The organism is Streptomyces sp. NPDC033177 (assembly GCF_055577715.1).
The window spans coordinates 565171-580653 of record NZ_JBVIPS010000002.1 but is presented as its reverse complement, the minus strand read 5'-3'; the positions used below and the strand labels follow the sequence as shown (position 1 = coordinate 580653).

Here is a 15483-nt window from a genome sequence, read left to right as displayed (position 1 = left end):
GACCAGCCCCCACCGGCCCGCGGACTGATCACCGCACTCCCCAGCGACGCGTCTAGTGCTGCGTCGGCTTCGACGGGGTCAGCTCGCTCGGGCGGACGATGACGTACCCCTCGCCGCGCAGCAGCAGCTGCACCGCCTCGCCGGAACCTCCCCTGATCATGGAGCCGACGGACTGCGAGCGGTGCAGCGTGGTGTCCAGGTTCGCCGTCCAGCCGACCACCGCGTCCGTGTCGACGTACACCGGCTGCTGCGGCGAAACCGGGATGACGAGGGGGTTGCCGTCGCAGACCAGGCCGAGCTGCCCGGACCCGGTGAAGACGCTGTTGAAGAGGCCGCCGCCGGTGACGCCCGCGCCCTTCACCGTCTTGATCTCGTACGAGAGCGTCGCGTCGAAGCACAGGACGTTGCGGCCGTTGACGGTGAGGACGTCGCCCGGCTCGATGTCGACGATGAAGCAGTTCTGCGCCTCGTGCGCGAACCACGCCTCGCCCTGGCCGCGCACCGCCATCAGCGGAAGACCCTCACCGGTCATCGCCCGCTTCAGCATGCCGCCCATGCCCTGGCCCTTGCGCTCGAACTGGAGGTCGCCGCGGTAGGCGATCATCGCGCCCTGTCGTGCGTGCATCTCGCCGTTGACCGCGTACTTGATGGACTTGGCGTTCTGCAGGGTCATCCCGGGGACGACGGACTGCTGCGCCATGTGCTCCGTGGAGAACAGCTCACTCTTCATGCGGGCATTTTGGCAGGCGTGACTGAAATGACCAGGGGGCAGGACGGGTCGGTGCCACCCCGGCCACGGCTGTCGGCCCCGTACGCGAGAATGGGGCCATGAGTCTGTTCCGTGATGACGGCATCGTGCTGCGCACCCAGAAGCTGGGTGAGGCGGACCGCATCATCACGCTGCTCACCCGCAGTCATGGCCGGGTCCGTGCCGTCGCGCGCGGCGTGCGGCGCACGAAGTCCAAGTTCGGGGCGCGGCTCGAACCCTTCTCACACGTCGACGTGCAGTTCTTCGCGCGTGGCAGCGAACTCATCGGGCACGGCCTGCCGTTGTGCACGCAGAGTGAGACCATCGCTCCGTACGGTGGCGGGATCGTCACGGACTACGCGCGCTACACCGCCGGCACGGCCATGCTGGAGACCGCCGAGCGGTTCACCGATCATGAGGGTGAGCCCGCCGTCCAGCAGTATCTGCTGCTCGTGGGCGGTCTTCGGACCCTCGCCAACGGCGAGCACGAGCCGCATCTCATCCTCGACGCGTTTCTTCTCCGCTCCCTCGCCGTGAACGGGTACGCGCCCAGCTTCAGTTCCTGCGCGAAGTGCGGGATGCCCGGACCGAACCGGTTCTTCTCCGTCGCCGCGGGCGGCTCCGTGTGCGTCGACTGCCGGGTGCCCGGCAGCGTCGTACCCTCGATGGAAGCCCTCGGCCTGCTCGGCGCGCTGCTCACCGGAGACTGGGAGACGGCGGACGCGTGCGAGGCGCGGCATGTCAGGGAGGGCAGCGGGCTTGTTTCCGCCTATCTGCACTGGCACTTGGAGCGCGGGCTCCGCTCGTTGCGGTACGTAGAGAAGACCAAGTAACAGAGATACAGCTAGGTAGGAGAGAGCCCCCCATGGCACGACGCGGAATCCTCGGACGGTCCCGCCGTGAGTACAAGGCCCCCGAGCCGCACCCCTCGGGCGCCACCCCGCCGAAGATCCCCGGTGAGCTGGTGCCCAAGCACGTGGCGATCGTCATGGACGGCAACGGACGTTGGGCGAAGGAGCGCGGCCTGCCGCGCACCGAGGGGCACAAGGTCGGCGCCGAGCGCGTCCTCGACGTACTGCAGGGCGGCATCGAGATGGGCGTCGGGGCGATCTCGCTCTACGCCTTCTCCACCGAGAACTGGAAGCGTTCTCCGGACGAGGTGAAGTTCCTGATGAACTTCAACCGCGACTTCATCCGCAAGACCCGCGACCAGCTGGACGAGCTGGGCATCCGGGTGCGCTGGGTGGGCCGGATGCCCAAGCTGTGGAAGTCGGTCGCCAAGGAGCTGGAGATCTCCCAGGAGCAGACCAAGGGCAACGACAAGCTCACCCTGTACTTCTGCATGAACTACGGCGGGCGGGCCGAGATCGCGGATGCCGCGCAGGCGATCGCCGAGGACGTGAAGGCGGGGCGGCTCGATCCCTCCAAGGTCAGCGAGAAGACCTTCGCGAAGTACCTGTACTACTCGGACATGCCGGACGTCGACCTCTTCCTGCGCCCGAGCGGCGAGCAGCGCACCTCCAACTACCTTCTCTGGCAGAGCGCTTACGCCGAGATGGTCTTCCAGGACGTGCTGTGGCCGGACTTCGACCGCCGTGACCTGTGGCGCGCCTGCCTCGAATACGCGTCGCGTGACCGCCGCTTCGGCGGGGCGATCCCGAACGAGCAGCAGATCGCCGACAGTTAGCCGTGCGTGCGTGAGGGCCCCCACCATCAGCTGATGGTGGGGGCCCTCACGTCTGTGCGGCTACTTGCTCGCGCACTCCGCGCACGTGCCGAAGATCTCGACCGTGTGCGCCACGTTCACATACCCGTGCTCGGAGGCGATGGCCTCGGCCCACTTCTCGACCGCCGGGCCCTCGACCTCGACCGCCTTGCCGCACACCCGGCAGACCAGGTGATGGTGGTGGTCGCCGGTGGAGCAGCGGCGGTAGACCGACTCGCCCTCGTCCGTGCGGAGCACGTCGACCTCGCCGGCGTCGGCGAGGGACTGGAGCGTGCGGTAGACCGTGGTCAGGCCCACCGAATCGCCCTTGTGCTTCAGCATGTCGTGCAGGTCCTGCGCACTGCGGAACTCGTCCACCTCGCCCAGGGCCGCCGCCACAGCGGCGCGCTGCCGGGTGGATCGGCCTCGTACCGGGGGTCCCGCAGCCGTTGTCACAGGTGCCTCCTCAACTGGAAAACTCGCACGATCGCCCGCACATCTGTCATATCCCGTCGGGCCATTGTGCCAGCTCGCTCTCAGACGGTGACCTCGTCCGCCGGGCGCCGCGCCTCGGGAACACCCGTGGACGCCTCCGCCGTGCAGGTCGCGTCGGTGGCGGCCACGGTCCGCGCCCGGCGCCGGGCCAGCGGGGTCGCGAGCGCGGTCAGGACGACGAAGACGCCGATCGCCATCAGGACGATCGTCGCCCCGGGCGGCACGTCCTGGTAGTACGACGTGACCGTGCCGGACAGCGTCACGGCGGTGCCGATGACCACCGACAGGATGAACGTCACCTTGAACGAGCGGGTGATCTGCTGGGCCGCGGCGACCGGCACCACCATCAGCGCGCTCACCAGGAGCAGGCCCACGACGCGCATCGCGACGGTGACCGTGACGGCGGCGGTGACCGCGATGAGCAGGTTCAGCGCCCGCACCGGAAGCCCCGTGACCCGGGCGAACTCCTCGTCCTGGCTCACCGCGAAGAGCTGCTTGCGCAGGCCGACGGTGACGAGCACCACAAAGGCCGCGAGCAGGCAGATCGCGGTGACGTCGGAGTCGGAGACCGTCGAGAGCGAGCCGAAGAGGTACGAGGAGAGGTTCGCGTTGGAGCCGGTGTCCGAGAGGTTGATCAGCAGGACACCGCCCGCCATGCCGCCGTAGAAGAGCATCGCGAGGGCGATGTCGCCGCGCGTCTTGCCGTACGCCCTGATCAGCTCCATCGTCACCGCGCCGACGACGGCGATCAGCGTCGCCATCCAGACGGGGCTCGAATTGAGCAGGAAGCCGAGGCCGACGCCCGTCATGGCGATGTGGCCGATGCCGTCGCCCATCAGGGCCTGGCGGCGCTGGACGAGGTAGATGCCGATGGCGGGGGCCGTGATGCCGACGAGGACGGCGGCGATCAGCGCCCGCTGCATGAATTCGGTCTGGAAGATTTCCATCATCAGGTCAGCAGTCCCGTGCGGATCGGCTCGTGCTCGTCGGCCGAGTGCGGATGTACGTGGTCGTGGCCGGGCAGCGCGTGCTGTCCCGTGGCCTTGGGCGGCGGACCGTCGTGGGTCACGCAGCCGTCGCGCAGCACGATCGCGCGGTCGATCAGCGGCTCCAGGGCACCGAGCTCGTGCAGGACGAGCAGCACCGTCGTACCGGCCGCGACCTGTTCGCGCAGGGTCTGCGCGAGGATCTCCTGGCTCGCCAGGTCGACGCCCGCCATCGGCTCGTCCATGATCAGCAGTTCGGGCTCGGAGGCCAGCGCGCGGGCGATCAGCACGCGCTGGTGCTGGCCGCCGGAGAGGGCGCTCACGGAGTCCTTGGCGCGGTCACCGAGGCCGACGAGCCCGATGGCCCTGTCGACTGCCGCGCGGTCCGCCTTGGTCGTCAAGCCGAGCCGTGTGAGCTTCGTACGTGAGAGGCGGCCCGACGAGACGACCTCGCGGATCGTCGCGGGAACGCCGCTCGCGGCCGTGGTGCGCTGCGGTACGTAACCGATGCGGGCCCACTGCCTGAAGCGCTTGAGGGGGGTGCCGAAGAGGCTTATGTCGCCGCCGGTCAGGGGGACTTGGCCGATGACCGAGCGGACGGCGGTGGACTTGCCGGAGCCGTTCGCGCCGAGCAGGGCGACGACCTCGCCGCGCCTGACGGTGAGGTCGATGCCGCGCAGCACCGGGCGCGCGCCGAGGGTGGCCGTGGCCGCCCGCACGGATATGACGGGCGGGGTGGTCTCGCTTGAGGCCGTGTCTCCCATGGCGTGCGCCTCCGATGCTGCCGCTAGCGGTTCTTTCACTTCGCGCCGAGTGCCTTCTCCAGGGCGCCGAGGTTCGACTCCATGACCTCGATGTAGTCATCGCCCTTGGACTTGCCCGTAATTCCCTCAAGGGGGTCCAGGACGTCCGTCTTGAGGCCCGCGTCGTTCGCGAGGGTCTTGGCGGTCTTGTCGCTGGCGAGGGTCTCGAAGAACACCGTGGAGACCTTGTCCTTCTTGGCGATGTCCTGGAGCTCCTTGATGCGGGCGGGGCTCGGGTCCGACTCGGGGTCGATGCCGGAGATGCCCTCCTGGTCCAGGTCGTAGCGCTCGGCGAGGTAGCCGAAGGCGGAGTGCGTGGTGATGAACGTCTTGGACTTGGTGTTCATCAGGCCGCTCTCGAACTTCGCGTTCAGGCCGTCCAGCTTCTCGACCAGGGCCTTCGTGTTCTTCTTGTACGCCGCCGCGTGGTCCGGGTCGGCCTTCTCCAGTGCCTTGCCGACACCTTCGGCGACCTCGGCGTACTTCACCGGGTCGAGCCAGATGTGCGGGTCGGCGCCGGCTTCGCCCTCTTCGTCGTGGCCGTGCTCTTCCTCGGCGTGCTCTTCGCCCTCGTGGCCGTGGTCGTGGCCGACGCCCGTGCCGTGCTTCTCCAGCTTGGTGAGGGTCGCGGCATCCACGGTGTTCTTCACGCCGGACTGGCCGATGGCGTCGTCGACGGCGGGCTGGATGCCCTTGAGGTACAGGATGACGTCCGATTCGCCGAGGGTGGCGGTCTGCCTCGGGCTGAGTTCCAGGTCGTGCGGCTCGACACCCGGCTTGGTCAGGGTGTCCACGGAGACGTGATCGCCGCCGATCTCCTGGGCGAGGTACTGCATGGGGTAGAACGACGCCGTCACGCTCAGCTTGCCGTCGCCGTTCTTGTCCGCGGCGCCGGAGGAGGAGCAGGCGGTCAGGGCCGTGAGGCCGAGCACCGTGGCGGAGGCGAGGGCGGCGGTGGGTATGAGGCGACGTACGTTCATGACACTCATTTTCAACAAATCTGGAAACGATTGTCAACTAGAGGTCGGCGTGGGCTCCGGCCCGGACCCAGACCCGTATCCGATTTGATTAGGGGGGTAAGGCCGCCGGTAACCTGAGTCATTCGCCCGCCCGTCTCCCGACCTCCCCCCTCAACGAGGCGCTTCGCGCCGCCCATCCACATTCCACCGTCGTAATGAAGAGAGCACCGTGGCCGCCGACAAGATCGACAGCATCGTCAGCCTGAGCAAGCGCCGTGGCTTTGTTTACCCGTGCAGTGAGATCTACGGCGGCCAGCGTGCCGCCTGGGATTACGGGCCGCTCGGCGTCGAGCTCAAGGAGAACCTCAAGCGCCAGTGGTGGCGCTACATGGTCACCTCGCGCGAGGACGTGGTCGGCATCGACTCGTCGGTGATCCTGGCCACGGAGGTCTGGCAGGCCTCGGGTCACGTCGCGACGTTCTCCGACCCGTTGACCGAGTGCCTCTCCTGTCACAAGCGCCACCGCGCCGACCACCTTGAAGAGGCGTACGAGGCCAAGCACAACCGCCCGCCGGAGAGCCTGGCCGACGTCAACTGCCCCAACTGCGGCACCAAGGGCCAGTTCACCGAGCCCAAGCAGTTCTCCGGCATGCTCTCCACGCACCTCGGCCCGACGCAGGACAGCGGCTCCGTCGCCTACCTGCGCCCCGAGACCGCGCAGGGCATCTTCACCAACTTCGGCCAGGTCCAGCAGACTTCCCGCAAGAAGCCGCCGTTCGGCATCGCGCAGATGGGCAAGTCCTTCCGCAACGAGATCACGCCCGGCAACTTCATCTTCCGGACCCGCGAGTTCGAGCAGATGGAGATGGAGTTCTTCGTCAAGCCGGGCGAGGACGAGAAGTGGCAGGAGTACTGGATGGAGCAGCGCTGGAACTGGTACACCGGCCTGGGCCTGCGCGAGGAGAACATGCGGTGGTTCGAGCACCCGAAGGAGAAGCTCTCCCACTACTCCAAGCGCACCGCTGACATCGAGTACCGCTTCCGCTTCGGCGGCAGCGAGTGGGGCGAGCTCGAGGGCGTCGCCAACCGCACGGACTACGACCTCTCCGCGCACTCCAAGGCGTCGGGCCAAGACCTGTCCTACTTCGACCAGGAGGCCGGCGAGCGCTGGACTCCGTACGTCATCGAGCCCGCGGCCGGTGTCGGCCGCACGATGCTCGCGTTCCTCCTCGACTCCTACATCGAGGACGAGGCCCCGAACGCCAAGGGCAAGCTGGAGAAGCGGACGGTCATGCGCTTCGACCACCGCATCGCCCCGGTGAAGGTCGCGGTGCTGCCGCTCTCCCGCAACCCGGAGCTGTCCCCGAAGGCCAAGGGCCTCGCGACCGCCCTGCGGCAGAACTGGAACATCGAGTTCGACGACGCGGGCGCCATCGGCCGCCGCTACCGCCGCCAGGACGAGATCGGCACGCCGTACTGCGTGACGGTCGACTTCGACACCCTGGACGACAACGCGGTCACGGTCCGCGAGCGTGACTCGATGAAGCAGGAGCGCGTCTCCCTCGACCAGATCGAGGGCTACCTCGCCTCGCGCCTGGTGGGCTGCTGACGCTGCCCCGCTCGGCCGTCGGCTGAGTGAAGGTTGAAAGAAGGCCCCGGTTCCGCATACGGAACCGGGGCCTTCTGCTGCACACTGTTCGCCATGCCTTCGATGACCACGAGCAAGGTCAGCAGATGGGACCAGCACGGGCGCGCGCATGTGGTGCACGTGCGGAAGTCTGGCGTGCAGCGGCAGTTGAGCTGCGACACGTGCGACTGGAAGAAGCGGGTGCAGTTCCTGCCGTGGCTCAAGGCCGAGGAACACCTGGCGGAGGAGCATCAGGCGACGGTGGATCCGTCTGCTCCTGGGGCGTAGGCGGCAGCACGAGGACCGCGGCGGCCTGCGGACTCTGACGGGCGCCCTCGGCCGCCCTGGCGAGCGCGCCCTCCGCCCCCTCGGGATACCGTCGAACTCATGCCCCAGCAAGAACTCACGCACCGCCGGCGCATGCTCGTTCTCGCGATCTGTTGCATGAGCCTGCTCATCGTCAGCCTCGACAACACCGTTCTGAACGTCGCGCTGCCCTCGATGGCGCGGGAGTTCGGCACCAGCATCTCGGGCATGCAGTGGACGATCGACGCCTACACCCTCGTGCTCGCCGCGCTCCTCATGCTCGCGGGGTCGACGGCGGACCGCGTGGGGCGGCAGAAGATCTTCAAGGTGGGGCTCGTGGTCTTCACGGCTGCCTCCGTCGCCTGCTCCCTCGCGCCCAACCTCGAATCCCTCGTGGCCTTCCGCATGCTCCAGGCGGTCGGCGGCTCCATGCTCAACCCGGTCGCGATGTCGATCATCACCAACACCTTCACCGAGCCGCGCGAGCGTGCCCGCGCCATCGGCGTCTGGGGCGGCGTCGTCGGCATCTCCATGGCGGCGGGCCCGCTCGTGGGCGGCCTCCTGGTGGACTCCGTCGGCTGGCGCTCCATCTTCTGGATCAACCTGCCGGTCGGCCTCGCGGCGCTCCTCCTCACCATCCGCTACGTCCCCGAGTCCCGCGCCCCCAGGCCGCGCCGCCCCGACCCCGTGGGCCAGCTCCTGGTCATGGTGCTGCTCGGGGCCCTGACGTACGCGATCATCGAGGCTCCGGCGGCGGGCTGGACCTCGCCGCTGACCATCGCCTTCGCGGGCGCCGCGCTCCTCGCCCTCGTCGGCCTGCTCGCCTACGAGCCGCGCCGCGCCGACCCCCTCATCGACCTCCGCTTCTTCGGCTCCGCCCCGTTCAGCGGGGCCACCGTGATCGCGGTCAGCGCCTTCGCGGCGCTCGGCGGCTTCCTCTTCCTCTCCACGCTCTACCTCCAGAACGTGCGCGGCCTGAACGCGCTGGACGCGGGCGTGTGGATGCTGCCGATGGCCGCGATGACCTTCGTCTGCGCCCCGCTCTCGGGCCGCCTGGTCGGCAGCCGCGGCCCGCGCCTCCCACTCCTGATCGCCGGTGTCGCGATGACGGCGTCAGGGGTCCTGTTCGCCGCCTTCGACGCGGAGACCACGAACGCGACGCTCTTCCTCGGCTACGTGCTCTTCGGCCTCGGCTTCGGCTTCGTCAACGCCCCCATCACCAACACCGCCGTCTCCGGGATGCCCCGCTCCCAGGCGGGCGTCGCCGCCGCCGTCGCCTCCACAAGCCGTCAGATCGGCCAGACGCTCGGCGTCGCCGTCATCGGCGCGGTCCTCGCCTCCGGGGTGGGGTCCTCGTCGTACGCCGCCACCTTCACGGAGGCGAGCCGCCCCGCCTGGTGGATCATCGCGGGCTGCGGCTTCGCGGTCCTCCTCCTCGGCGCCCTGTCCAGCGGCCACTGGGCGAGGGAGACGGCACGACGGACGGCGGAGCGCCTGGAGGCCGTGCCCCAAAAGCCCGGCCCCGACCAGAAGTCCCGCACTACGCTCGCGCCGTGACTGCTTCTTGGGATCTTTCTGCATCGGGCGTACTGCGACTCCCCTCGGGCCGGCTCATCCGCGGCCGGGGCCTGCGCCACCCCCTCCCGGACGGCCAGACGCCCGACTTCGCGCTGTACCTCCTGGGCAAGGAGCCGCCCGCTGTCCCCTGGGAAACCCGCTGGCTGCGCTGGCCCGACTTCCGGCTGCCCACCGACCGCGCGGCGACGGCCGCTGCCCTGCGCGAAGCGCTGGAACGGGCCGGCACGGAGCGGGTCGAGGTCGCGTGCGGTGGCGGCCAGGGACGTACGGGGACGGCGCTGGCGTGCATCGCGGTACTGGACGGGGTGCCGAGCGGCGAGGCAGTCGCCTATGTGCGGGAGCACTATGCGCGCCGGGCGGTGGAGACACCGTGGCAACGGAGGTTCGTGCGGCGATTCGGCTGAGGCGGTCGGCGGGGGCGCCCCGCCCAGGAGGCACTGCACAATGACAGATGACAGATATTGAAATCTGTCATCTGTCATGGCATGGTGAACGCATGCGTACTCTCACCCTCGGAACCACCGGCCCCCACACCTCCGCCCTGGGCCTCGGCACCATGGGCATGTCCGCCCTGTACGGCGACGCGGACCGGGCCGAGTCCATCGCAACCATCCACGCCGCTCTCGAAGCGGGCGTCACCCTCATCGACACCGGCGACTTCTACGGCATGGGTCACAACGAGATCCTGATCGGCGAAGCCCTCCGTTCCGCCCCCGCCGCGCGCCGCGAACAGGCGCTCACCAGCGTCAAGTTCGGCGCCCTCCGCGACCCGGACGGCGGCTGGTCCGGATACGACGGGCGGCCCGCGGCCGTCAAGAACTTCGCCGCGTACTCCTTGCAGCGGCTCGGCGTCGACCACATCGACGTCTACCGGATCGCCCGCATCGACCCCGACGTCCCCGTCGAGGAGACCGTCGGCGCGATCGCCGAGCTGGTCGAGAAGGGGTACGTCCGGCACATCGGCCTCTCGGAGGTCGGCGCCGACACCATCCGTCGTGCCGCCGCCACCGCCCCCATCTCGGACGTACAGATCGAGTACTCGCTCATCTCCCGCGGCATCGAGCAGCAGATCCTGCCCACGGTCAGCGAGCTCGGCATCGGGATCACGGCGTACGGAGTGCTCTCCCGCGGTCTGATCTCAGGCCACTTCACCCGCGACCGCAAGCTGGCCGCGAACGACTTCCGGGCGATGAGCCCCCGCTTCCAGGGCGAGAATCTCGACCGGAACCTCGATCTGGTCGACGCCCTCCGCAAGATCGCGGAGCAGAAGGGGGTCAGCGTCGCGCAGACCGCCATCGCCTGGGTGTTCGCCCAGGGGTCCCGGCACGATGCCGTGATCGTGCCGCTCGTCGGCGCCCGTCGCCGCGACCGGCTCGCCGAGGCGCTCGGCGCTCTCGACGTGACGCTCGGCGAGGCCGACCTCGCCGCGATCGAGCAGGCGGTCCCCGTGGGCGCCGCCGCCGGCGCGCGCTACCCCGAGGCACAGATGGCGCACCTCGACAGCGAGCACTGATCCCTCCCGGGTACGGTCACTGTCATGGCAACCGGCACCCTGACCCCCGAGCGCATCCTCGAAGCCACGGAGGAGATGCTGCGCCGCCACGGCGCGGCGAAGGCCACGGTCGTGGACGTGGCCCGCGCGCTGGGGGTCAGTCATGGCACGGTGTACCGCCACTTCCGCACGAAGGCGGAACTGCGCGGCGCGGTAACCAAGCGCTGGCTGGACCGTACGTCGGAGTCCCTGTCCGGAATCGTCACCGGCGCCGAGCACCCCGAGGCGAAGCTGCGCCACTGGCTCGCGGGCCTCTTCGCCGCCAAGCAGCACAAGGCCGGCGACGACCCCGAACTCTTCGCCACGTACACGGTGTTGACCGAGGAGAACAGCGGCGTGGTGGACGCACACATCGCCGATCTCACGGGCCAGCTGACCGCGATCGTGCAACAGGGTGTGGACGCGGGCGAGTTCGCCTCGTCGGACGCCGCGGTCTCGGCCCGCGCCGTCTTCGACGCCACGAGCCGCTTCCACGACCCGTCCTACGCCTCCCACTGGTCCCGCCCCGACATCGAGGCCGCGTTCACGGCGGTACTCGACCTGACGGTGCGGGGACTGCGGGCCTAGGACGGGACGCCCCCCAGGCCTGCCGCAGCCGCTCTACACCCTCCTCCGCTCCTCGATCAACCACGACGAATCCCGCACCGCACCCCAAGGCACTGCCGCCTCGCCTCAAGCGAGCCTCCGAGGCAGCCGCAGGCTCAGGAGCGCCAGGCCGACGAGCCCGACCACCTGAACCGCCAGGACAATCGCGAACGCGTCCCGCATCCCCGCGGCCGGTACCAGGGCCAGAAAAAGGGAGCCGAGGGTGGCGACACCGAGGGCCAGGCACGACTGCTGGACCGTCGCCGCGAGCCCACTGCCCGCGCCCGCCTTCGCCGCCGGCACCGCGGCGAGCACGATGCGGTAGTAGAGGGCGAGCTGCACGCCCTGGCCGAGGCCGCACAGCGCGAGGCCCGGCGCGAGGACCACCGGGTTCAGCGAGGCGTACGGCGTCCACAGCACCGTCAGGGCGAGCAGTGCGAGCCCGGCACCGTGCACCAGCGCGCACAGCGTAAGACCGCGGCTGCCGAGCCGCTGTACCAGGCGCGGCGCGAGCATCGACGCCGCGAACTGCGCGACGCCCATCGGGATCAGCGTCAGACCGGACTTCAGGGGGCTGAAGCCGAGCCACTGCTGAAGCGTCACCGCGCTGACGAACATCCACCCGGCGAAGCCGGTGAAGATGGGCAGGCCGAGGACGAGCCCCCTCCGTACACCCGGTTCACGCAGCAGCGACGGGGGCAGCAGCGGACTGCCCCCGCTGCGCTCGGCGCGCAGCTCTACGCGGGCGAACGCCCAGGCGAGGAACGGCGAGGCGGCCAGCGACAGGAGCGACCACAGGGGCCAGCCCGCGGCCCTGCCCTCGGTCAGGGGAAGGAGCAGCGCGATCAGGGCCGCGGCGAGCAGCAGCGTGCCGCCGACATCGCTGCGGGTGGGCTCTTCGGCCCGGCTGTCCGGCACCGCCCGCACCGCGCAGAGCAGCGCGGCGACCGCCACCGGCGCGTTCACCAGGAACACCGCGCGCCAGCCGGTGCCCGCCAGATCGGCGGAGACCAGAACGCCGCCGAGCACCTGGCCGAGGATGATGGAGATGCCGCCCACCGAGCCGTAGAGGGCGACCGCCCTGGACCGCCGCTCGCCCCGCGTCGTCGCGTGGATGGTGGCGAGCACCTGCGGCAGCATCAGCGCGGACGCCGCGCCCTGGGCGACCCGCGCCCCCACGAGCCACCAGGCGCCGGGCGCGAGCCCGCAGGCCAGCGAGGTCACGCCGAAGGCGGCGACACCCCAGAGGAAGAGGCGGCGGCGCCCGTAGGTGTCGCCGAGCCTGCCGCCGAGCACGAGCAGCACGGCGTACGCGACGGCGTAACCCGCGACGACCATCTCCAGGGTGGCGGGAGAGGCGTGCAGGTCGTGCTCGATGCTGGGCAGGGCGACGTTGACGATGAAGAAGTCGATCATCGGCAGCGCGGCACCGAGCAGGACGGTGATGAGGCCGAGCGGAGACAGGGCGGGGGAGCCGCCCGGCACAGGATCACGAAGGGTGGCCGGGCCGGGCTTCAGGACGTGGGCGGGCTTCAGGACGTGGGCCGTGGATTTCGTCAGGTTCACGAGTACGACGCTCGTCGAACCTTCAGCCTGGTACCAGAGTCTCTTTATCCTGGTACCTGTACTACCTGGAAACAGGGTCGGACCGCGGGCAAGCTGTCCCCATGGACAAAGCCGTTCCCATGGACACCACAGCGCCGACCCCGCCGCCAGGCGACCGCATCCGCCGCAGCGAGCTCGCCGACTTCCTGCGCAGTCGCCGGGAGCGCATCACACCCGAGCAGGCGGGCCTGCCCCGCGGTCCGCGCCGCCGCACGCCGGGGCTGCGCCGCGAGGAGGTCGCGCACCTCTCCACGGTGGGCGTCACCTGGTACACGTGGCTGGAGCAGGGCCGCGCCATCCATGTCTCGGCGCAGGTGCTGGACGCGCTGTCCCGCGCCCTGATGCTGGACGCCGGTGAGCGCGCGCACCTCTTCCAGCTCGCGGGCACCACCGACCCCTCCCCGGCAGCCGAGACCGCGTCGGTCCCGCAGGGCCTGCTGCGGATCGTCACCCAGCTCGAGCCGTACCCCGCGTGCGTGCAGAACGCCCGCTACGACATCCTCGCCCACAACGTGACGTACGGGAATCTCCTCACCGACCTCGACGCGCTGCCGCCCGAGGACCGCAACTGCATGTGGCTGACCTTCACCCACCCCGGCTGGCAGGCCGGCATGGACGACCGGGCGGAGACGATGCGCCGGATGGTGGCGAGGTTCCGGGCGCGGATGGCGGGGCACCTCGCGGACCCGGCGTGGAAGACGCTGCTCAGGAGGTTGCGCAACGCGTCGCCGGAGTTCCGCGAGCTGTGGGAGCGGCACGAGGTGATGCAGGCGGTCGACCAGTCCAAGCGCTTCAACAATCCGGCCGTGGGCCCGCTGCACTTCACGTACCACGGGCTGTGGCTCGGCCCGGCCGAGGGCCCGCGCCTGGGGACGTACGTCCCGGCCGACGCCCGCTCGCAGGCGGCCACGGAGGAGCTGTACCGCCTGGTGAAGGCGGGGCGCGTGGGCACGCGCGCGGATGGGGGACAATAAGAGGTCTGCCCTCGCTTCAGAACTGCTCGCCCCGGAGGAATCCCGCGCCATGGAGCCCCAGCTTCAGATCGGCCCGCACGCCGTGCGGCCGCCCGTCGTGCTCGCACCCATGGCGGGCATCACGAACGCGCCGTTCCGTACGCTGTGCCGGGAGTTCAGCGGCGGCAAGGGCCTCTTCGTCAGCGAGATGATCACCACGCGGGCGCTGGTCGAGCGCAACGAGAAGACCATGCAGCTGATCCACTTCGACGAGACCGAGAAGCCCCGGTCCATCCAGCTGTACGGCGTCGACCCCGCGACGGTGGGCAAGGCGGTCCGCATGATCGCCGAGGAGAACCTCGCCGACCACATCGACCTGAACTTCGGCTGCCCCGTCCCCAAGGTCACCCGCAAGGGAGGCGGCTCCGCGCTCCCGTACAAGAGGCCCCTTCTTCGCGCGATCCTCCGCGAGGCCGTCAGCGGTGCCGGGGACCTGCCCGTCACCATGAAGATGCGCAAGGGCATCAACGACGAGCACATCACCTTCCTCGACGCGGGCCGCATCGCCGTCGAGGAAGGCGTCACGGCGATCGCCCTGCACGGCCGCACGGCCGCCCAGCACTACGGCGGCACCGCCGACTGGGACGCCATCGCCCGCCTCAAGGAGCACGTCCCCGAGATCCCGGTGCTCGGCAACGGCGACATCTGGTCCGCCGACGACGCGGTGCGGATGATGAAGGAGACCGGCTGCGACGGAGTCGTCGTGGGCCGCGGCTGCCTCGGCCGCCCCTGGCTCTTCGCCGACCTGGTCGCCGCCTTCGAGGGCACGGGCGCGCCCAAGGCGCCGAACCTGCGCGAGGTCTCGGCCGTGATGCTCCGCCACGCGACGCTCCTCGGCGAGTGGATCGGCGACGAGGCGCGCGGTGTGATCGACTTCCGCAAGCACGTGGCCTGGTACCTGAAGGGCTTCGCGGTCGGCTCGGAGATGCGCAAGCGTCTCGCGATCACCTCGTCCCTCGCCGAACTGGAGGACGGGCTCGGCGAGCTGGACCTCGACCAGTCGTGGCCCACGGGAGCGGACGGCCCGCGCGGCCGTACGTCGGGCAACAACCGCGTTGTCCTGCCGGACGGCTGGCTGAAGGACCCGTACGACTGCGCGGGCATCAGCGAGGACGCGGAGCTGGACACGTCGGGGGGCTGAACCGCCGCCTGCGGGCGGCTGAAGTGCCGCCTGCGCGAGATTTGGCCTGAACCCCCTTCCCGTTTCCGGCCGCGGCGTCCGACGGGGACTGACCGGCGCGCGAATCGTCTCGCCACGCGTCCGGATGCTGACATCAGGCCGCTTCAAACGGCGTGATTCTCGCCACCCCTGATAGGTGTGGCGCTCAGATGAGCGGTTTCAGGGTGACTGCACTTCTCCAAGGGGTGGCACTCAGTGCCACTGCTCGATCATTCATGAGATGAACTCACATCTGAGAATCTTGCGCTCATTTGAGCAAAACCCCAGGTCTACGGGCGTTGCGTCTTCAAGAGTTGAACGAATGATCGCCCGTCCAGCTACCGCTGAGTCACTTTCGATCT

At 69.6% G+C, this 15483-nt stretch carries 16 protein-coding genes; 10 read left to right on the top strand and 6 right to left on the bottom strand.

The genetic code is table 11. The features are described from left to right. Positions 1-52: 52 nt before the first annotated feature. On the bottom strand, positions 53-730 hold the full coding sequence (locus tag ACZ5U5_RS08670) for an AIM24 family protein (protein WP_469018161.1): 678 nt from the start codon (positions 728-730) through the stop codon (positions 53-55). 98 nt (positions 731-828) lie between these two features. Here ACZ5U5_RS08670 and recO point away from each other — a divergent pair, with 98 nt between their 5' ends. Then, complete coding sequence (gene recO, locus ACZ5U5_RS08665; protein WP_469018158.1) at positions 829-1581, top strand: DNA repair protein RecO; 753 nt, start codon at positions 829-831, stop codon at positions 1579-1581. A gap of 32 nt (positions 1582-1613) precedes the next feature. Continuing rightward, the gene (locus tag ACZ5U5_RS08660; RefSeq protein WP_469018156.1) at positions 1614-2435 is read left to right on the top strand and encodes an isoprenyl transferase; all 822 of its coding nucleotides are present in this window, start codon (positions 1614-1616) and stop codon (positions 2433-2435) included. 60 nt (positions 2436-2495) lie between these two features. On the opposite strand, the gene ACZ5U5_RS08655 is transcribed toward ACZ5U5_RS08660, so the two are convergent. The 4 genes from ACZ5U5_RS08655 to ACZ5U5_RS08640 all read right to left on the bottom strand — a co-directional run bounded on the left by ACZ5U5_RS08655 (position 2496) and on the right by ACZ5U5_RS08640 (position 5717). Then, entirely contained in the window at positions 2496-2909 is a 414-nt protein-coding gene (locus ACZ5U5_RS08655; protein ID WP_453395457.1) for a Fur family transcriptional regulator, read from the bottom strand. Positions 2910-2989: 80 nt separating this feature from the next. Next, positions 2990-3895 (bottom strand): metal ABC transporter permease, encoded by a 906-nt coding sequence (locus tag ACZ5U5_RS08650; protein WP_469019377.1) that lies wholly within the window; start codon positions 3893-3895, stop codon positions 2990-2992. 2 nt (positions 3896-3897) lie between these two features. Next, positions 3898-4698, bottom strand: a complete 801-nt coding sequence (locus tag ACZ5U5_RS08645; RefSeq protein WP_469018153.1) for a metal ABC transporter ATP-binding protein — start codon at positions 4696-4698, stop codon at positions 3898-3900. A 35-nt stretch (positions 4699-4733) separates the two neighbouring features. Further along, entirely contained in the window at positions 4734-5717 is a 984-nt protein-coding gene (locus ACZ5U5_RS08640; RefSeq protein ID WP_469018151.1) for a metal ABC transporter substrate-binding protein, read from the bottom strand. Positions 5718-5925: 208 nt separating this feature from the next. On the opposite strand from ACZ5U5_RS08640, the gene ACZ5U5_RS08635 reads away from it, so the two are divergent. The 6 genes from ACZ5U5_RS08635 to ACZ5U5_RS08610 all read left to right on the top strand — a co-directional run bounded on the left by ACZ5U5_RS08635 (position 5926) and on the right by ACZ5U5_RS08610 (position 11326). Next, positions 5926-7305 carry a glycine--tRNA ligase gene (locus ACZ5U5_RS08635; RefSeq protein ID WP_469018148.1) on the top strand — a complete coding sequence of 460 codons (1380 nt, stop codon included), beginning with the start codon at positions 5926-5928 and terminating at the stop codon, positions 7303-7305. Between the two features lie 93 nt (positions 7306-7398). After that, a complete protein-coding gene (locus ACZ5U5_RS08630; RefSeq protein ID WP_469018146.1) occupies positions 7399-7611 on the top strand; it encodes a hypothetical protein in 213 nt (70 codons plus the stop codon). A 99-nt stretch (positions 7612-7710) separates the two neighbouring features. Then, positions 7711-9186, top strand: a complete 1476-nt coding sequence (locus ACZ5U5_RS08625) for an MFS transporter (RefSeq protein ID WP_469018143.1) — start codon at positions 7711-7713, stop codon at positions 9184-9186. Next, a complete protein-coding gene (locus tag ACZ5U5_RS08620; RefSeq protein ID WP_469018141.1) occupies positions 9183-9611 on the top strand; it encodes a protein-tyrosine phosphatase family protein in 429 nt (142 codons plus the stop codon). The genes ACZ5U5_RS08625 and ACZ5U5_RS08620 overlap by 4 nt, the downstream gene beginning before the upstream one ends. Positions 9612-9703: 92 nt before the next feature. Further along, on the top strand, positions 9704-10720 hold the full coding sequence (locus tag ACZ5U5_RS08615) for an aldo/keto reductase (protein WP_469018138.1): 1017 nt from the start codon (positions 9704-9706) through the stop codon (positions 10718-10720). A gap of 24 nt (positions 10721-10744) precedes the next feature. Beyond that, entirely contained in the window at positions 10745-11326 is a 582-nt protein-coding gene (locus ACZ5U5_RS08610; protein WP_469018134.1) for a TetR/AcrR family transcriptional regulator, read from the top strand. 105 nt (positions 11327-11431) lie between these two features. Here the strand turns inward: ACZ5U5_RS08610 and ACZ5U5_RS08605 are convergent, their stop codons facing one another. Further along, on the bottom strand, positions 11432-12910 hold the full coding sequence (locus ACZ5U5_RS08605) for an MFS transporter (protein WP_469018131.1): 1479 nt from the start codon (positions 12908-12910) through the stop codon (positions 11432-11434). Positions 12911-13011: 101 nt separating this feature from the next. Here ACZ5U5_RS08605 and ACZ5U5_RS08600 point away from each other — a divergent pair, with 101 nt between their 5' ends. Both ACZ5U5_RS08600 and dusB read left to right on the top strand, forming a co-directional pair. Continuing rightward, positions 13012-13923 carry a helix-turn-helix transcriptional regulator gene (locus ACZ5U5_RS08600; RefSeq protein ID WP_469018128.1) on the top strand — a complete coding sequence of 304 codons (912 nt, stop codon included), beginning with the start codon at positions 13012-13014 and terminating at the stop codon, positions 13921-13923. 49 nt (positions 13924-13972) lie between these two features. Further along, positions 13973-15103, top strand: coding sequence for a tRNA dihydrouridine synthase DusB (gene dusB / locus ACZ5U5_RS08595; RefSeq protein ID WP_469018125.1), 1131 nt, complete (start codon positions 13973-13975; stop codon positions 15101-15103). Positions 15104-15483 lie beyond the last annotated feature (380 nt).